The organism is Stenotrophomonas sp. FW305-C-20-S1 (assembly GCF_058783335.1).
The window spans coordinates 41,142-55,105 of record NZ_JBYTEK010000031.1 but is presented as its reverse complement, the minus strand read 5'-3'; the positions used below and the strand labels follow the sequence as shown (position 1 = coordinate 55,105).

Below are 13,964 nucleotides of genomic sequence, written 5' to 3'. Positions count from 1 at the left end.
GCGCTGGCCAGGACACGCCGCAAGTACGTCCCTGTAGGCTCGGCCACGGCATCCATGCCGTGGACGGTCCTGGCCAGCGCAAGCCCCCCGCTCCAGACAATTTCCCGCTAGACGGCCAGCAATCCACCAGAGGGATTGCGCTTGGAGAGCTTGAAAAGCAAAGCGCCGGGCACTGCCCGGCGCTTTGCTTTTGCTCTTGCTTTCCATTGCCTCCGCGCCGGCGCAGGAAATCGTCGAGCGCGGTGGGACGGGCCGAGGCAGGACCGTGAGGCGCATGGATGCGCCGACCGAGCCTACAGGGACGTACTTGCGGCGTGTCCTGCCTCGGCCCGTCCCACCTCGCCCCGCTGCGGTACTGATGCGCCGCAGCACCCGCTTTCGACTTAGAACTCCGCCGCCACCGTCATGAAGATCTGCCGCGGCGCACTCGCATGGATTGCATACCGCGTGCCCTTCGGATCGGTCGGTGCGAACGAACTCAGCTGGCCCGCATAACGCTTGTTGGTCAGGTTGGTCGCGTTCAACGACACCCGCACGTTGCGCAGGCCCATGCCCGGGCCGAAGTCGTAGCCGGCGCCGGCATCGAAGGTGGTCACGCCCGGCACCGACTGGTCGTTGGTGTAGGTGTAGTACCGCTTGCCGGTGTACTTGGCGCGCAGGCTGGCGAAGAAGCCATCGCGGTTCCAGCTGATCTCGCTGGACGCCATGCGCTGCGGCGTATCCACGGTGATCTTGCCGGCCACCGGTACGATCGCACCGCCCGAGGTGTAGTCATCCTCGTAGGTGGTCTTGTTCCAGGACAGCGCGTTGTACCACTGCAGGCCATCGACCGGCTTGAGGATGAAGGTCAGCTCTGCGCCATGGCTCTTCACCGAACCGACGTTGATGAAGCGCGTCACGCACTCCGGGCGCGTGCCTACCTCGATGCTCGAGCACGGGTTCAACGACAGCAGACGGTTGTCGAACTTCACGTTGTAGGCCGCGATCGACGCCTGGTATTTCTCGCCGAAGGTACGGAAACCAGCTTCCAGGCTCTTGGACTTCTCCGGCTCCAGGCCGGCGCTGGCCGCGAACGATTCCGGTGACACCTGCAGCGGGCCACCGCTGCCGCCGCCGACGAAGGCGGCGATGTTCTCGGCGTACGAGGCGAACACTTCATTGTTGGCGTTGAGCTTGAAGCCCACGCCCAGCTGCGGCAGCACCGATTCCTTGGCGGTCAGCGTACCCGAGGCGATGCTGGTTTCCACGCCCGGCTGGGCCTTGGCAGTCATGCGCGTGTTGGGGCTCTTGATGCCCACGTCCACGGTCAGGCGCTGGTCGAGGAAGCGCATGCGGTCCTGCACATAGAACTGGCGGGTACGGATGTCGAAGTCCTGGTTGAACAGGCGACGATCCGGATTCTGCAGGTACAGGTCGTCCAGGAACGGGCCGCTGATGTAGTAGAAGTTGCGCGAGACGTTATGGTCGTTCTGCTCGTACCACACGCCGGCTTCCAGTTCGTGGATGCCCAGCGTCCACGACAGCGCAGCGGTCACGCCATCGCGGTTGATGGTGTAGTTGGTGCTGCGGATCGAGATCGGCAGCATCCTGTCGGTGCCCGGGTAGGACGGCTGGCCCGGTGCCCACCAGTGGCCCTGGCCACGGTTTTCGTGGTGGTAGCCCAGTAGTTTCAGGCGGCCCTGTTCACCCAGGCGGATGTCGGCGTCGATCGAGTACAGGTTGTCATCGCGCAGCGCACGGCTCTGGTAGTAGGCATCGTCGATGCTGTTGACGCCGCCGCTGAATGCACAGCGTGCCTTGTTGTAGGTGCCCGGTGCGCAGTATGCAGCCGCGACGGCGCGATCCCAGTCCGGTGCATAGATGTTCCAGTCATAACCCAGGCCGCGCGCCAGCATGTCCTTGGACAGGTAGGCATAGTTGGCCTGGCTGGCGCGCGAGGTGGCGACAAAGGCACCGAAGCGGTTGTCGCCCACGTTCCATACCGCCTTGGCATTGAACTGGCGGGTGGTCTGGTTCTGGTACGGCGCGGCCCACATGTCCTGGTCCTGGTGCACGCCGGACACGTAGGCCGAGAAGCCGTTGATGTCGCCGGTGTCCACCCGCAGGTAGCCGCGGCGCTGGTTGTCATCGCCGACGGTGATGCTGGCGCGGCCGCCGAATTCGGTGGACGGGTCCATCGAGAAGTACTGGATGGTGCCGCCAAGGTTGCTGGTCGAGGCCACGCCCAGCGAGCCGATGCCCTGCGACAGCTCGGCGCCGGCCAGGTTCTCGGCGATCAGTGCACGGGCGATGCTGAGGCCGTTGTAGTTGCCGTAGCTGTTGTCGCCCAGCGGGATGCCGTCCAGCGTGTAACCCAGGCGGCTCTTGTCGAAGCCACGCAGGCTGATGGTCTGCGATTCCTCATTGGCACCGAATGCATCGTTGGATTGCACCGACACGCCGGGCAGGCGGTCGAGGATCTTCTGGCCGCTGGTACCCGGCGGCAGCACCTGCTTGTCGACGGTGGTGATGCGCTGCACCTGGCGGGTCTCTCCCTGGCCGATGACCGAGACGGTATCCAGCGTCTGCGCGCTCAGCGCGGTATCGGCGGTGGCGTCGGTGGCTTCAGCGGCGTGGGCGCTGGCGGCGGAAAGCGCGATCGCCACGGCGATCGTCAGGTATCGGGTCTGCATGATGGTCCGTTGCATGGGGGATGGTCACCGGCCCGGGGGCGTGGTGCACGGCCACTATGCGAACGGAACATGAAACCTTGTTTACGGAAAACCAACGAACGGCGTCGTGGGAGAAGCCGCGCAGGGCGTGAATCTGCCGGGGGAGGGAAGCAGACCCACGCCCTGCGCGGAGAGGGCTAGCCCATGTACAGGCCACCGTTGACCGGATAGTCGGCACCGGTCACGTAGGAGGCTTCATCCGAAGCCAGCCAGGCACACAGGCCGGCCACTTCTTCCGGGCGACCCAGGCGCCGCACCGGTACCGACGCGGCCAGTCGATCCAGCACGTCCGGTGGGAAGCTGCTGATCGCCTGGCTGGCGATGTAGCCCGGCGACAGCGTGTTGACGGTGACCCCGCGCGAGGCGACTTCAGCGGCCAGCGCACGGCTGAAACCGTGCATCGCGGCTTTTGCCGTAGCGTAGTTCACCTGGCCGATCTGGCCCTTGTGCGCGCTGACCGAACCGATGTTGATGATGCGGCCCCAGCCACGCGTGGCCATGCCATCGACCACCTGCTTGGTCAGGTTGAACAGCGAATTGAGATTGGAGGCGATCACCGCATTCCAGTCCTCCACCGTCATCTGCCGGAACAGCAGGTCGCGGCTGCCGCCGGAGTTGTTGACCAGCACGTCCACCTCGCCGACCTCGGCACGCACCTTGGCGAAGGCCGCCGTGGTCGACGCCCAATCGGTGGCGTTGCCTTCGGAGGCGATGAAATCAAAGCCCTGTTCGCGCTGCTCGCGCAGCCAGTTGGCCTTGCGCGGCGAGTTGGGCGCGCAGCCGGCGACCACGGTATGGCCGGAACGGGCCAGGCTCTGGCAGATGGCAGTGCCGACACTGCCCATCCCGCTGGTGACGTAGGCGATGCGAAGAGTCATTGCAGAACGCTCCTTGGTAAGGAAATCAGGCCGTGAAGGGATAGAGCCCGAACAACAGGCCGCCGATCATCAGCAGCAGCGAAATGGCGATCGCCCACTTCAGGGTGAATTTCTGGTGGTCGGCGAATTCAACCTTGGCCAGCCCCACCAGCAGATAGGTGGAAGGCACCAGCGGGCTGAGCAGGTGCACCGGCTGCCCGGCCAGCGACGCGCGGGCCATTTCCACCGGGGTGATGCCGTAGTTGCCGGCCGCCTCGGACAGGATCGGCAGCACGCCGAAGTAGAACGCGTCGTTGGACATGAAGAAGGTGAATGGCATCGAGGCCACGGCGGTGATCACCGCCAGGTACGGGCCCCAGCTGTCGGGGATGATCGCCAGGAAGCTGTGCGACATCGCCTCGACCATGCCGGTGTTGTTGAGGATGCCGGTGAAGATGCCTGCGGCGAAGATCAGCGCCACCACCGACAGCACGCTGCCGGCATGGCTGACCACGCGGCGGCGCTGTTCGGCCAGGTTCGGGTAGTTGATCACCAGCGCGATGGCGAAGCCGATCATGAACAGCACCGGCATCGGCAGCACACCGATGATGAGCGCGCTCATCAGCGCCAGGGTCAGCACCAGGTTCACCCACAGCAGCTTGGGGCGCTTGGTGTCTTCGGCGTCTTCCACGGTCGGCAGCGTGTTGCCGTCGTCGGACACGCTGTTGTCCATCCAGCTGCCGCTCTTGGGCAGGGTCACCACGCCCAGGCGACGACGCTCCTTCAGGCCCAGGTACCAGGCCAGCAGCAGCACGCCAGCGCAGGCGATCACCATCGAGGGAATCAGTGGCACGAACACATCGGCCGGATCCACGTGCAGTGCGGTGGCCGCGCGTGCGGTCGGGCCGCCCCACGGGGTCAGGTTCATCACGCCACCGGCGAGAATGGTCACGCAGGTCATGTTCAGCGCGTTCATGCCCAGCCGCTGGTACAGCGGCAGCATCGCCGAGACGGTGATCATGTAGGTGGTCGAGCCATCGCCGTCGAGCGAGATCAGCATCGCCAGCACGGCGGTGCCAAGCACGATCTTCATCGGGTCGCCCTTGACGAAGCGCAGGATGATCCGCACCAGCGGATCGAACAGGCCTGCATCGATCATCACGCCGAAGTAGAGGATGGCGAACATCAACATCACGCCGGTCGGCGCGATCTTCTTGATGCCTTCCAGCATCATCTCGTCGATGCCGGCGGCGAAGCCACCGATCAGGGCGAAGATGATGGGAATGGTGATCAGGGCAACGAGCGGCGACAGTCGTTTGCTCATGATCAAGTACATGAACGTAATGACCATGCCAAAGCCGAGGATGCTCAGCATCATCTGCGGACTCCTAGAGGAAACAGGACGTGGGACGTGGAAGGGGCCCGAGCGTGCGTGCCCGGGGAAAACGCGTTAGAAGTCGAACTGCAGGCGCCCGGTGACCGCGCGCGTGCGATCCACCGTGGTGCCAGCGAGGCGGTCGCGGTTGCGGCTTTCGATCACGTTGAGCATGAAGCGCAGGTTGTCGCGCAGGTACCAGTTGCCGCCCAGCGTCCAGCCTTCGGTACTGCCACGGCGCAGGTCCGGCGCACCATCGAGGTGCTGCGCGCCCCACATCTGGTCGTAGCGCAGGGCCACTTCGAAGGCACCGGCCTTGTGGCGGATGTTCTTGACCCGGGCGAAGCGACCGGTCTTGCGGTCGTAGGCGCGGCTTTCGCCGGTAACGAACCAGCTGAGCATGCCGTAGGCGGCCATCACGTCACCGCGCTGGGCGCCATCATCGAAGGTGGCGCCGCTGAACTCGCCCTGCCATGACAGCGGGCCGCGCACCTGCGCATATTCCAGCGACCACTTGTTGACGTCGGTATCGCGGCCGGCGGAGAAGTCGACCAGGGTCAGGCGGCTTTCGTCGGACAGATGGCCGGCCGGACGCGGACGGATCTTCAGGCCCGGGGTGCCGTTGCCGCCCGGGTTGTCATAGGCCTCGCGGGCCAGCGACAGGCCCAGGTGCAGCACGTCGCCCTCGCTGGGTGACGGCGCCCAGGTAACGCGTCCACCCGCAGCGCGGCCCTTGACCTGCCAGGCGTCGATGCTCTCCAGGCTGTACACGCTGGCCGCCCAGGTGAAATCGCCCGGATTGGCCTGCCACGAGGCGCCCAGCCGGTACAGCGGCGCCAGCGTGGTGCCGGCGTTGCCGCGCTCCAGGAAGCTGCCGTAGTTGGAGCCGGTGCGGTCGTCCAGCGAGAAATACTGCTTGAACTGGCCCACGGTGAGGCGACCGGCATCGCCGAAGCTGCGGCTCAGGTAGACGTCCTTGGCCTCGACACGGTCGCCGGAGAAATCGGCTTCCAGCTTGTAGTCGACCACGAAGAACTTGCCGGACACGTCAACCCAGGCGCGGCGGATCTCGGTGTCGTCCTTGTTCGGCGTACCCCGGTTGTCGTTGTCGAAGGTGGCGAAGTCCAGGTGCAGGCGGCCGCCCACCGTGGCGGTCACTGGACGCTCGTCTTCGGCGAAGACCGGCGCGGCCAGCGCAGCCAGGGCCATCATGGCGGCAGGACGCCGCCAGGCAATGCTCAATTCCACAAACCCTCCCAGGTGCGCGCCAGGCGCGCGGCAATCGTGGGCACCGGACGGTGCGCGGCCGCAGTCTGTGTCGCGCAAGCTGTCATCGTCCTGTCAGCGGTTTGTGCGGTGCAGCGTAAATGGTCTCCGCTGCGCTACCCGGCGACGATGCACCCGGGGGCGCCGATCCATGACCGGCGGAACAGGTCAGCATCGGTAGCGCCCGGCCATGCCCGGCGAGCGCAGCGGCGCCATGCGGTAGCATTCGTTTCCCCTCCCACTGTTGTGCCCATGCGCCTGCTGCTGGTCGAAGACAACCCGGACCTGGCCGATGCGATCATCCGTCGCATGCGCCGCAGTGGTCACGCGGTGGACTGGCAGGCCGACGGCCTGGCCGCCGCCAGCGTGCTGCGTTACCAGAGTTTCGATCTGGTGGTGCTGGATATCGGCCTGCCAAAACTGGATGGGCTGCGGGTGCTGGCCGGCATGCGCGAGCGTGGTGACAGCACACCGGTGCTGATGCTGACCGCACGCGATGGCATCGAAGATCGCGTGCAGGCACTCGATGTCGGTGCTGACGACTACCTCGGCAAGCCATTCGACTTCCGTGAATTCGAAGCGCGCTGCCGCGTGCTGCTGCGACGTGCACGCGGGCAAGCCAGCGAAGTGGTGCAGATCGGCGGCTTCCAGTTCGACAACGCTGCGCACCGGGTGACCCTGGATGGCGAGCCGATCGAGCTGCCCAACCGCGAGTATCGCTTACTGGAGATCCTGGTCGGGCGCCTGGGCCAGGTGGTGGGCAAGGATGAGATCGGCAATGGCCTGTTCGGTTTCGATGACGAAGCCGGGCCGAATGCCATCGAGCTGTACATCGGTCGCCTGCGCAGAAAGCTGGCGGGCGCACCGCTGCGCATCACCACGGTGCGTGGTGTCGGCTATCTGCTTGAAGCCAGCGACGGCCCGGCCGATGCCGATGGTTGACGCGCGCAGCGCAAGTGCCGCCCCCGGGTCGCTGCGGCGCACCCTGCTGCTGTACCTGGGCGCGTTGCTGGCGGTGTTCGCGGTGGCGCTGCTGTTCGCTGCACGCGACTACGGCCAGCGTGCCGCCAACCGCTCCTACGACCATCTGCTGGTGTCGTCGGCCCTGTCGATCGCCGATTCGGTGGCATTGGTCGATGGCCAGTGGCAGGTGGACCTTCCGTATGCCGCGCTGGACCTTCTGGCGATGGCGCCGGAAGACCGCGTGTTCTACCGGATCGCCGACAGCCGCGGCAACCTGATCACCGGCTACGCTGACCTGCCTGCGTCGCCGCGGCGGCCGGGCACGCAACCGCAGTTGTTCGATGCCCCTTACAGCGGCGAGATCGTGCGTTTCGTGGTGGTCGGCCGCAGCTTTGCCGCGGCCTCCGCGCAGGGCGAAGTGCAGGTGCAGGTGGGGCAGACCCGGCGTGCGCGCGAAGCGGTGGCGCAGGAACTGGTCACCCGCGCGCTGTTGGCCATCGGCGTGCTGTCGGGATTGCTGCTGGCACTGGTGGCGTTCGGCGTGCACCGCGCGTTCCGGCCGCTGGTGCGGGTCGAGCGCGAACTGTCACGCCGTGAGCCGTCCGACCTGAAACCGCTGGATGCGCGCGTGCCACGCGAGATGGACCAGATGGTGGCCGCGCTGAACCGCTTCATGGAGCGCCTGTCCAGCAGCAATGAAACCCTGCGCGCGTTCATGGCCGAGGCCGCGCACCAGATGCGCACGCCGTTGGCCGCGCTGCGTGCGCAGGCACAGCTGGCGCTGGACGACGACGATCCGGAAGACATGCGGCGCAGCCTGCAGGCGATCGAGCGCAACGCCACCCACATGAGCCGGCTGCTCAACCAGCTGCTCAGCGATGCCAGCGTGATCCATCGGTCACATCTGCAGCGCTTCGCCACCGTGGACCTGGCCGAGACCGTGCACCAGGCCCTGCATGAAGCGCTGCCGCAGGCAGGGCCCGCCCCGCGCGTGCAGCTGGCGATGACGGCCGAGCCGGTGCAGGTGCATGGCGACGCGCTGCTGCTGCGCGAAGCCATCAAGAATCTGGTCGACAACGCGCTGAAGTACGGCGGCGATGGCCCCTTGCAGATCGCGCTGACCGCTGAAGGCGGGCAGGCCGTGCTGACCATCGCCGACCACGGCACCGGCATCGCCGCCGCCGATGCCGAACGCGTGTTCGAGCGTTTCGCGCGCGGCGAAGGCGCACCCTCCGGCGGTGCAGGCCTTGGCCTGGCCATCGTCAAGCGGGTGGTCGACAGCCATGGCGGGCAGATCGATCTCAGCAATCGACCGCAGGGTGGCCTGGTCGCCACCATCCGCCTGCCCCGGAGCAGCACATGATCCGCCTGTTCGCCGCAGCCTTTGCCCTGTTGCTGGCCGTGCCGGCCCTCGCTGCGCCGGGCGATGTACGCCGCTTCCCCGCCCAGGGCGCCGCCACCGCGCAGCTGCGCATCCACGGCACCACCGATATCGAGGTCTTCGCCGAGGTCATCGCTGACTACCAGCGGCTGCATCCGGGCAGCGAGGTGGTGTACGAAGACATCATCACCCAGGACCTGTACGCGCGTTACCTGCGCGACCGCAGCGGGCCTGCGTCGCCGGACCTGCTGATCTCCAGCGGCATGGACCTGCAGACCAAGCTGGTCAACGACGGCCACGCGTTGCCACACCGCTCGCTGCAGACCCAGGCGCTGCCAGCGTGGGCGCAATGGCGTGGCGAGGCATTCGGCATCAGCTACGAACCGGTGGTGATGGTCTACAACACCCGCAGGCTGCCGGCCGCGAAAGCGCCGCATACGCGTCGACAGTTGCTGGACCTGCTGCGCGCGGAGGGGGCGCCGTTGCGCGGCAAGGTTGGCACCTACGATATCGAACGCAGCAGCGTGGGCTACCTGCTGGCGACCCAGGACGCCCAGCGCGGCAGCATCGCCGGCGCGTTGCTCGGTGCGCTGGGCGACAATGCGGTGGTGCGCGAGGAGCGTACCGGGGTGCTGCTGGACCAGGTGGCCAGCGGCCAGTTGTCGCTGGTCTACAACGTGCTGGGCTCGTATGCGCAGGCGCGTATCGATGCGGGCGCACCGCTGGCCATCGTCGAGCCGGAAGACTACACGCTGGTGGTACTGCGTACGGCGGTAATTCCGCGTACCGGTGCGCACCCGCAGGAAGCGCGGCGTTTCCTCGATTACCTGCTGTCGCCACGCGGCCAGCAGGTGCTCGCGCGGGAAGCGCGGCTGATGCCGATCGTGCGCAGCGATGCAGGCGGCGGGGATACCCCTGGCCGCAGCCGTCGCCCGATCCAGCTCGGCCCCGGCCTGCTGGTCTACCTGGATGCGCTCAAGCGCCGCCAGTTCCTGGATGCATGGCGCAGCAGCGTGGAGCCGGCGGGGCGGTAGCGCCCGTACTGGTGCTCCGGTAGCGCCGGGCCATGCCCGGCGGAGGCAGTTCGCTGCCCGTACAATGGCCGCATGAGCGAATACACCATCCTGATCGCCGATGACCATCCGCTGCTGCGTTCGGCGGTGGTGCAGTCGTTGCGGCAGAGTCTGCCGCTGGCGCAGGTGCGCGAGGTGGCCAGCGCCGAAGCACTGGCCACCTCGCTGGACGCACAGCCCGATGTGGATCTGGTGCTGCTGGACCTGACCATGCCGGGCGCACATGGATTCTCCGCGCTGCTGCACGTGCGCGGTTCGCACCCGGACATTCCGGTGGTGATCCTGTCCTCCAACGACCACCCGCGGGTGATTCGTCGCGCGCAGCAGTTCGGCGCGGCCGGTTTCATTCCCAAGTCCGCGCCTGCCGAAACCATCGGTGAAGCGGTGGCAGCGGTGCTCGATGGTGGCCTGTGGTTCCCGGCGATGGCCGCTGAGCGTTCCGAGGCCGACGCGTTGCTGGCCAGCCGCCTGGCGCAGCTGACGCCGCAGCAGTTCCGGGTGCTGCTGTGCCTGGCCGACGGGCTGCTCAACAAGCAGATCGCCTATGAACTGGGCTTGGCCGAAAACACGGTGAAGGTGCACGTGACCGCCATCCTGAAGAAGCTCGAATGCCACAGCCGCACCCAGGCGGCAGTGCTGGTGAAGGCACTGGAGCCGGAAGGTGATGCGCGCGTTGGATTGGATGGCTGACCGAGACGGGACGTTGGCGCATGTACTGCGTCGTTGTGGATGCTGTTCCGCTTTCCTGATCAGTTCCCGCTGATCGAATTCAGTTCGGGATCGGTAGAGAACATGAATCTGTTCTCGTATCCCTCGCCGAGCTTCTCAGATACTTCGGCGTAGCTGTATGTGGGAGATGATCGGTCTGACGCCAGTCTGTGGCCCCATGCTTCGTGATCGGCACTGCTTTGGGCGCGAGCGATACCAATGCATATGCTCAGGCCGCACGCCAGGCGATCAAGAACCCCGTCCTGACCCATTGCGCGCTCGAGAGATGATCGATAGTGCCTGGTCAGGTCCTGGGCATCAGGGCTGGACGCTGCGTCGATGGTCATACGGTCGATTGCATCAGAGCTGCTGCGGCTGGATCGCAAAAGGGTTTCAGCTGTTTGGTTCGAGATGCCCCCGTTTGCCATGAATCCGGATTCGACTTGAAGGTACTCGAATGTGCGTTCTCTACGATTGCTGGCCGAAGCTGAAACAGCTTCATTTGAAGACGTTCGGCCGGACCGGCCCGCTGGTTCGGGTAGGTCCGGATGAAAGTAATTGATGCCGCCTTCTTCTGTGGATCTCTGTTGATTGCGGTCTGCTGTTTGTGATTTGCCATCGACGCATCCGCTGCAGTACAGGCCGAGAAGCATTGCCGCGATCAGGCCGAAGTGTCTTGTAGATGCAGCGGGCACGGGACGAGGGAGCACGGTTGTTGCCTCTGGTCTGGCTGGCCGGTTGGCCCGGGCACGCAATTGTCTGATCTTCAGCAACGTTGGTAAGTAGGACGATTGCTCGTTTGTTGTTCGGACTATGCCCATGCTTCGTCACGAGTACGTCGCTTCCCTTCCTCCTCTCAAAGAGCGGATGGCAAGCGAAGGATGTCTGGCCATCAAGTGGCGGAGCACCCGCTCACGTCAGAGCGTGAACGCTCTGACGCGGGCCGATGGTCCTCGCTCAGGTGCGACTGACTTACCCGCGATGCCGCAACAGCAGCTGCGTCATCAACGCCCGCAGCGCCGGCGGCCGCACGGGCTTGAGCAGGAAGCCCCAACCGTTCTCGGCAGCATGCACTTTCAGCGCATCATCGCGCTCAGCGGTCACCAGGATCACCGGCGGCCGCGCCTTCCACAGCGTGCACAGCGCTTCATACAGGTCCGGTCCGTGCCATTGCCCCATGCGTACGTCCAGCAGCAACAGCTGCGGCACGTTCAGCGCACTGGCGATTTCCAGTGCCCCCTGGGGGCCATCGGCAAGTTCCACATGGCAGCCCCAGCGTTCCAGCAGAGCACGGGTTGCGACACAGACGTGGGGGTCATCATCGATGCTCCAGACCCGACATTCGCGCAGCGGGCTGTCATCGGACGGTTCGGTCGCGACGACCGGCGCCGCCGGCGGCGCAATCACCTCGTCGGCGCCCCCGAGTGCCACGCTCACCGCGAATACGCTGCCCTTGCCCAGCGCGGAACGCAGGCTGATGCGGTGTCCGAGCAGTCGACCGATGCGTTCGACGATGGCCAGGCCCAGGCCGGCGCCCCGTTCCTGCTCCACGCCGTCGTTGAGGCGCCGGAACTCTTCGAAGATCTCGCCCTGCAGGCTTTCCGGAATACCTGGTCCCTGGTCATGCACCTCGATGCGCAGCTGGTCGCCTGCACGCCGGCAGCCGATCAGTACGCGGCCACGTGGCGTATAGCGCAGCGCATTGGACAGGAAGTTCTGCAGGATGCGCCGCAGCAGTGCTTCGTCGCTGACGATCACCGCACGGGTGTCCACCCAGTCCAGCTGCAGGCCGCGGCTCTGTGCGGCGATGCCGAACTCGCGCGCCAGGGTTTCCAGCAAGGGAGACAGCGCGAATGCGCGCACCCGTACCTGCAACGACCCCGACTCCAGCCGTGAAATATCCAGCAGGCTGTTGAGGATCGCGTCCTGCGCGGCCAGTGCAGCGTCGATATGGTCGCTGGTCTGTTGCTGTTCGGGGTCGGTGAGCTTGCCGCGCAGCACCGACACGAACATGCGCGCGGCGTTCAGCGGCTGCAGCAGGTCGTGCACGGCCGAGGCGACGAAGCGGGTCTTGTAACGGTTGGCCTGCTCGGCTTCGCGGCGGGCTTCGTCCAGATCCTGGGTGCGTTCGGCCACGCGGTGTTCCAGCGCATCGGCCAGCGAACGCAATTCGCGCGCGGCGTTCTTGTAGCTGGTGATGTCGGCATAGCTGGTGACGAAGCCACCGTCGGGCAGCGGGTTGCCGCGGATCTCCAGCACCGTGCCGTCGTCCTTCTCGCTCTCGCGCATGTGTGGGCGGCCACTGCGCAGGTGGGTCAGGCGGCGTTCGATGGCCTCGTCGATCGGGCCGGGCCCCAACAGGCCGCGACGTGCGTTGAAGCGGAACAGTTCCTCGATCGGGCGGCCCACCCGCACCAGCCCCGCCGGGAAGCGGAACAATTCCAGATAGCGCGAATTCCACGCGACCAGACGCTGTTCCTTGTCGATCACCACCACGCCCTGCGGCAGATGTTCGAGGCTGCGGCTCAAGCCAACGTCGGCATCGGTCGCGGCTTCCAGCAAGCCGTCCTGGGCGGTGCGCAGTTCCTGTGCATGCTGCTTGAGCAGGGTTTCCAGTTCACGCCGGCTGCGCTGGCGGTGCTTGGACAGACGACGCCGTTGCTGCACGAACAGCACCAGGAAACCCAGCGCCAGCCAAGCGGCGGCGCCGGCCACTGCCGCGCCGCGGCCGGCACTGGTGGCCGCGCTGGCGTCGTGCAGCAGGTGCAGGCTCCAGTCTTCGTCGGGCAGCGCCAGGGTCTGCCACAGCATCGCCTGCGGCAGCGCCGGGTCGAGCAGGCGCACCATGCGGCCGCCATCGGCCAGCACATCCTCGGTGCGCACGCGCAGCGGCTGCAGCGAGCGGTCGGCGTACTGCCGCGCCGCGCGCATCTCGCGGCGTTCCTCCGTGCCGAGCGGACGCAGCAGGCGGTAGCGCCACGCATCGCGGTTGGCCAGGAACACCACGTCGTGGTTGTCGCTGGTCAGCACCACGTCCGGGCTGTTCAACCATTCCTGTTCCAGTGCCGACAGCTCGATCTTGATCACGATCACGCCGATGCGCTGGCTGTCGGCATCGAGGATGGCCTCGGACATGAAGTAGCCGGGCACACCGGTGGTCATGCCGATGCCGTAGAAGCGACCACGGCCATGGGCCAGCGCCTGCTGGTAGTACGGACGGTAGCTGTAATCCTCGCCGACGTTGCTGGTCGGCTGGTCCCAGTTGCTGGCGGCCACGGCCACGCCATCGCGGCCGACCAGGGTCAGTGTCGAGGTGCGGGTAACCTGGTTGGCACGCTGCAGTTTGAGGTTCAGGCGCTGCCGCTCGGCGGGGGAAGGCGGCACCTGCAGTGCATGCAGCAGGTCCGGGTCCAGCGCCATCACCTGCGGCAGGGTGCCGAACCGGTCGATGCGCTGTTGCAGGCCCTGGCCATACAGCTGCAGCTGGCGCTGCACCTGCGCGCTTTCGGTGCCCAGTGCGCGACGCCAGGCATAGTGGCCTGCGGCGGCCGCGCACAGCACGGTGCCGGCCACCATCACCAGAACGGTCAGCAACTGCAGGCGGTGTCGGCTGAGCCAGTACATGGCGGC

Annotated in this window: 10 protein-coding genes; 4 read left to right on the top strand and 6 right to left on the bottom strand. The window is 66.2% G+C overall.

Annotated elements, in window-relative coordinates:
- Positions 1–383: 383 nt before the first annotated feature.
- The 4 genes from AC3WTC_RS15660 to AC3WTC_RS15645 all read right to left on the bottom strand — a co-directional run bounded on the left by AC3WTC_RS15660 (position 384) and on the right by AC3WTC_RS15645 (position 6,155).
- Positions 384–2,672: a TonB-dependent receptor gene (locus AC3WTC_RS15660; RefSeq protein ID WP_081323768.1), complete on the bottom strand. Its 2,289-nt coding sequence runs from the start codon at positions 2,670–2,672 to the stop codon at positions 384–386.
- A 176-nt stretch (positions 2,673–2,848) separates the two neighbouring features.
- Entirely contained in the window at positions 2,849–3,589 is a 741-nt protein-coding gene (gene phbB / locus AC3WTC_RS15655; RefSeq protein ID WP_025874115.1) for an acetoacetyl-CoA reductase, read from the bottom strand.
- A 25-nt stretch (positions 3,590–3,614) separates the two neighbouring features.
- The gene (locus tag AC3WTC_RS15650; RefSeq protein WP_492711868.1) at positions 3,615–4,943 is read right to left on the bottom strand and encodes a CitMHS family transporter; all 1,329 of its coding nucleotides are present in this window, start codon (positions 4,941–4,943) and stop codon (positions 3,615–3,617) included.
- A gap of 75 nt (positions 4,944–5,018) precedes the next feature.
- Complete coding sequence (locus AC3WTC_RS15645) at positions 5,019–6,155, bottom strand: OprO/OprP family phosphate-selective porin (RefSeq protein ID WP_447945821.1); 1,137 nt, start codon at positions 6,153–6,155, stop codon at positions 5,019–5,021.
- A 306-nt stretch (positions 6,156–6,461) separates the two neighbouring features.
- Here AC3WTC_RS15645 and AC3WTC_RS15640 point away from each other — a divergent pair, with 306 nt between their 5' ends.
- The 4 genes from AC3WTC_RS15640 (at position 6,462) to AC3WTC_RS15625 (ending at position 10,316) form a co-directional block, all read left to right on the top strand.
- On the top strand, positions 6,462–7,151 hold the full coding sequence (locus tag AC3WTC_RS15640) for a response regulator transcription factor (protein WP_025874118.1): 690 nt from the start codon (positions 6,462–6,464) through the stop codon (positions 7,149–7,151).
- Positions 7,144–8,535, top strand: a complete 1,392-nt coding sequence (locus tag AC3WTC_RS15635) for a sensor histidine kinase (protein ID WP_312401170.1) — start codon at positions 7,144–7,146, stop codon at positions 8,533–8,535. The genes AC3WTC_RS15640 and AC3WTC_RS15635 overlap by 8 nt, the downstream gene beginning before the upstream one ends.
- Positions 8,532–9,587, top strand: coding sequence for an ABC transporter substrate-binding protein (locus AC3WTC_RS15630; RefSeq protein WP_492711865.1), 1,056 nt, complete (start codon positions 8,532–8,534; stop codon positions 9,585–9,587). Before AC3WTC_RS15635 ends, AC3WTC_RS15630 begins: the two co-directional genes overlap by 4 nt.
- 72 nt (positions 9,588–9,659) lie before the next feature.
- A complete protein-coding gene (locus tag AC3WTC_RS15625) occupies positions 9,660–10,316 on the top strand; it encodes a response regulator (RefSeq protein WP_033831979.1) in 657 nt (218 codons plus the stop codon).
- Positions 10,317–10,375: 59 nt separating this feature from the next.
- On the opposite strand, the gene AC3WTC_RS15620 is transcribed toward AC3WTC_RS15625, so the two are convergent.
- Together AC3WTC_RS15620 and AC3WTC_RS15615 are read right to left on the bottom strand one after the other, a co-directional pair.
- Positions 10,376–10,987 (bottom strand): hypothetical protein, encoded by a 612-nt coding sequence (locus AC3WTC_RS15620; RefSeq protein WP_492711864.1) that lies wholly within the window; start codon positions 10,985–10,987, stop codon positions 10,376–10,378.
- A 319-nt stretch (positions 10,988–11,306) separates the two neighbouring features.
- Positions 11,307–13,958 (bottom strand): hybrid sensor histidine kinase/response regulator, encoded by a 2,652-nt coding sequence (locus tag AC3WTC_RS15615; RefSeq protein WP_492711862.1) that lies wholly within the window; start codon positions 13,956–13,958, stop codon positions 11,307–11,309.
- Positions 13,959–13,964 lie beyond the last annotated feature (6 nt).

Coding starts and splice junctions, on each gene's coding strand:
- AC3WTC_RS15660 (WP_081323768.1), bottom strand. CDS start 2,672: ATGCAGACCCGATACCTGACGATCGCCGTGGCGATCGCGCTTTCCGCC.
- phbB (WP_025874115.1), bottom strand. CDS start 3,589: ATGACTCTTCGCATCGCCTACGTCACCAGCGGGATGGGCAGTGTCGGC.
- AC3WTC_RS15650 (WP_492711868.1), bottom strand. CDS start 4,943: ATGCTGAGCATCCTCGGCTTTGGCATGGTCATTACGTTCATGTACTTG.
- AC3WTC_RS15645 (WP_447945821.1), bottom strand. CDS start 6,155: ATGATGGCCCTGGCTGCGCTGGCCGCGCCGGTCTTCGCCGAAGACGAG.
- AC3WTC_RS15640 (WP_025874118.1), top strand. CDS start 6,462: ATGCGCCTGCTGCTGGTCGAAGACAACCCGGACCTGGCCGATGCGATC.
- AC3WTC_RS15635 (WP_312401170.1), top strand. CDS start 7,144: ATGGTTGACGCGCGCAGCGCAAGTGCCGCCCCCGGGTCGCTGCGGCGC.
- AC3WTC_RS15630 (WP_492711865.1), top strand. CDS start 8,532: ATGATCCGCCTGTTCGCCGCAGCCTTTGCCCTGTTGCTGGCCGTGCCG.
- AC3WTC_RS15625 (WP_033831979.1), top strand. CDS start 9,660: ATGAGCGAATACACCATCCTGATCGCCGATGACCATCCGCTGCTGCGT.
- AC3WTC_RS15620 (WP_492711864.1), bottom strand. CDS start 10,987: ATGCTTCTCGGCCTGTACTGCAGCGGATGCGTCGATGGCAAATCACAA.
- AC3WTC_RS15615 (WP_492711862.1), bottom strand. CDS start 13,958: ATGTACTGGCTCAGCCGACACCGCCTGCAGTTGCTGACCGTTCTGGTG.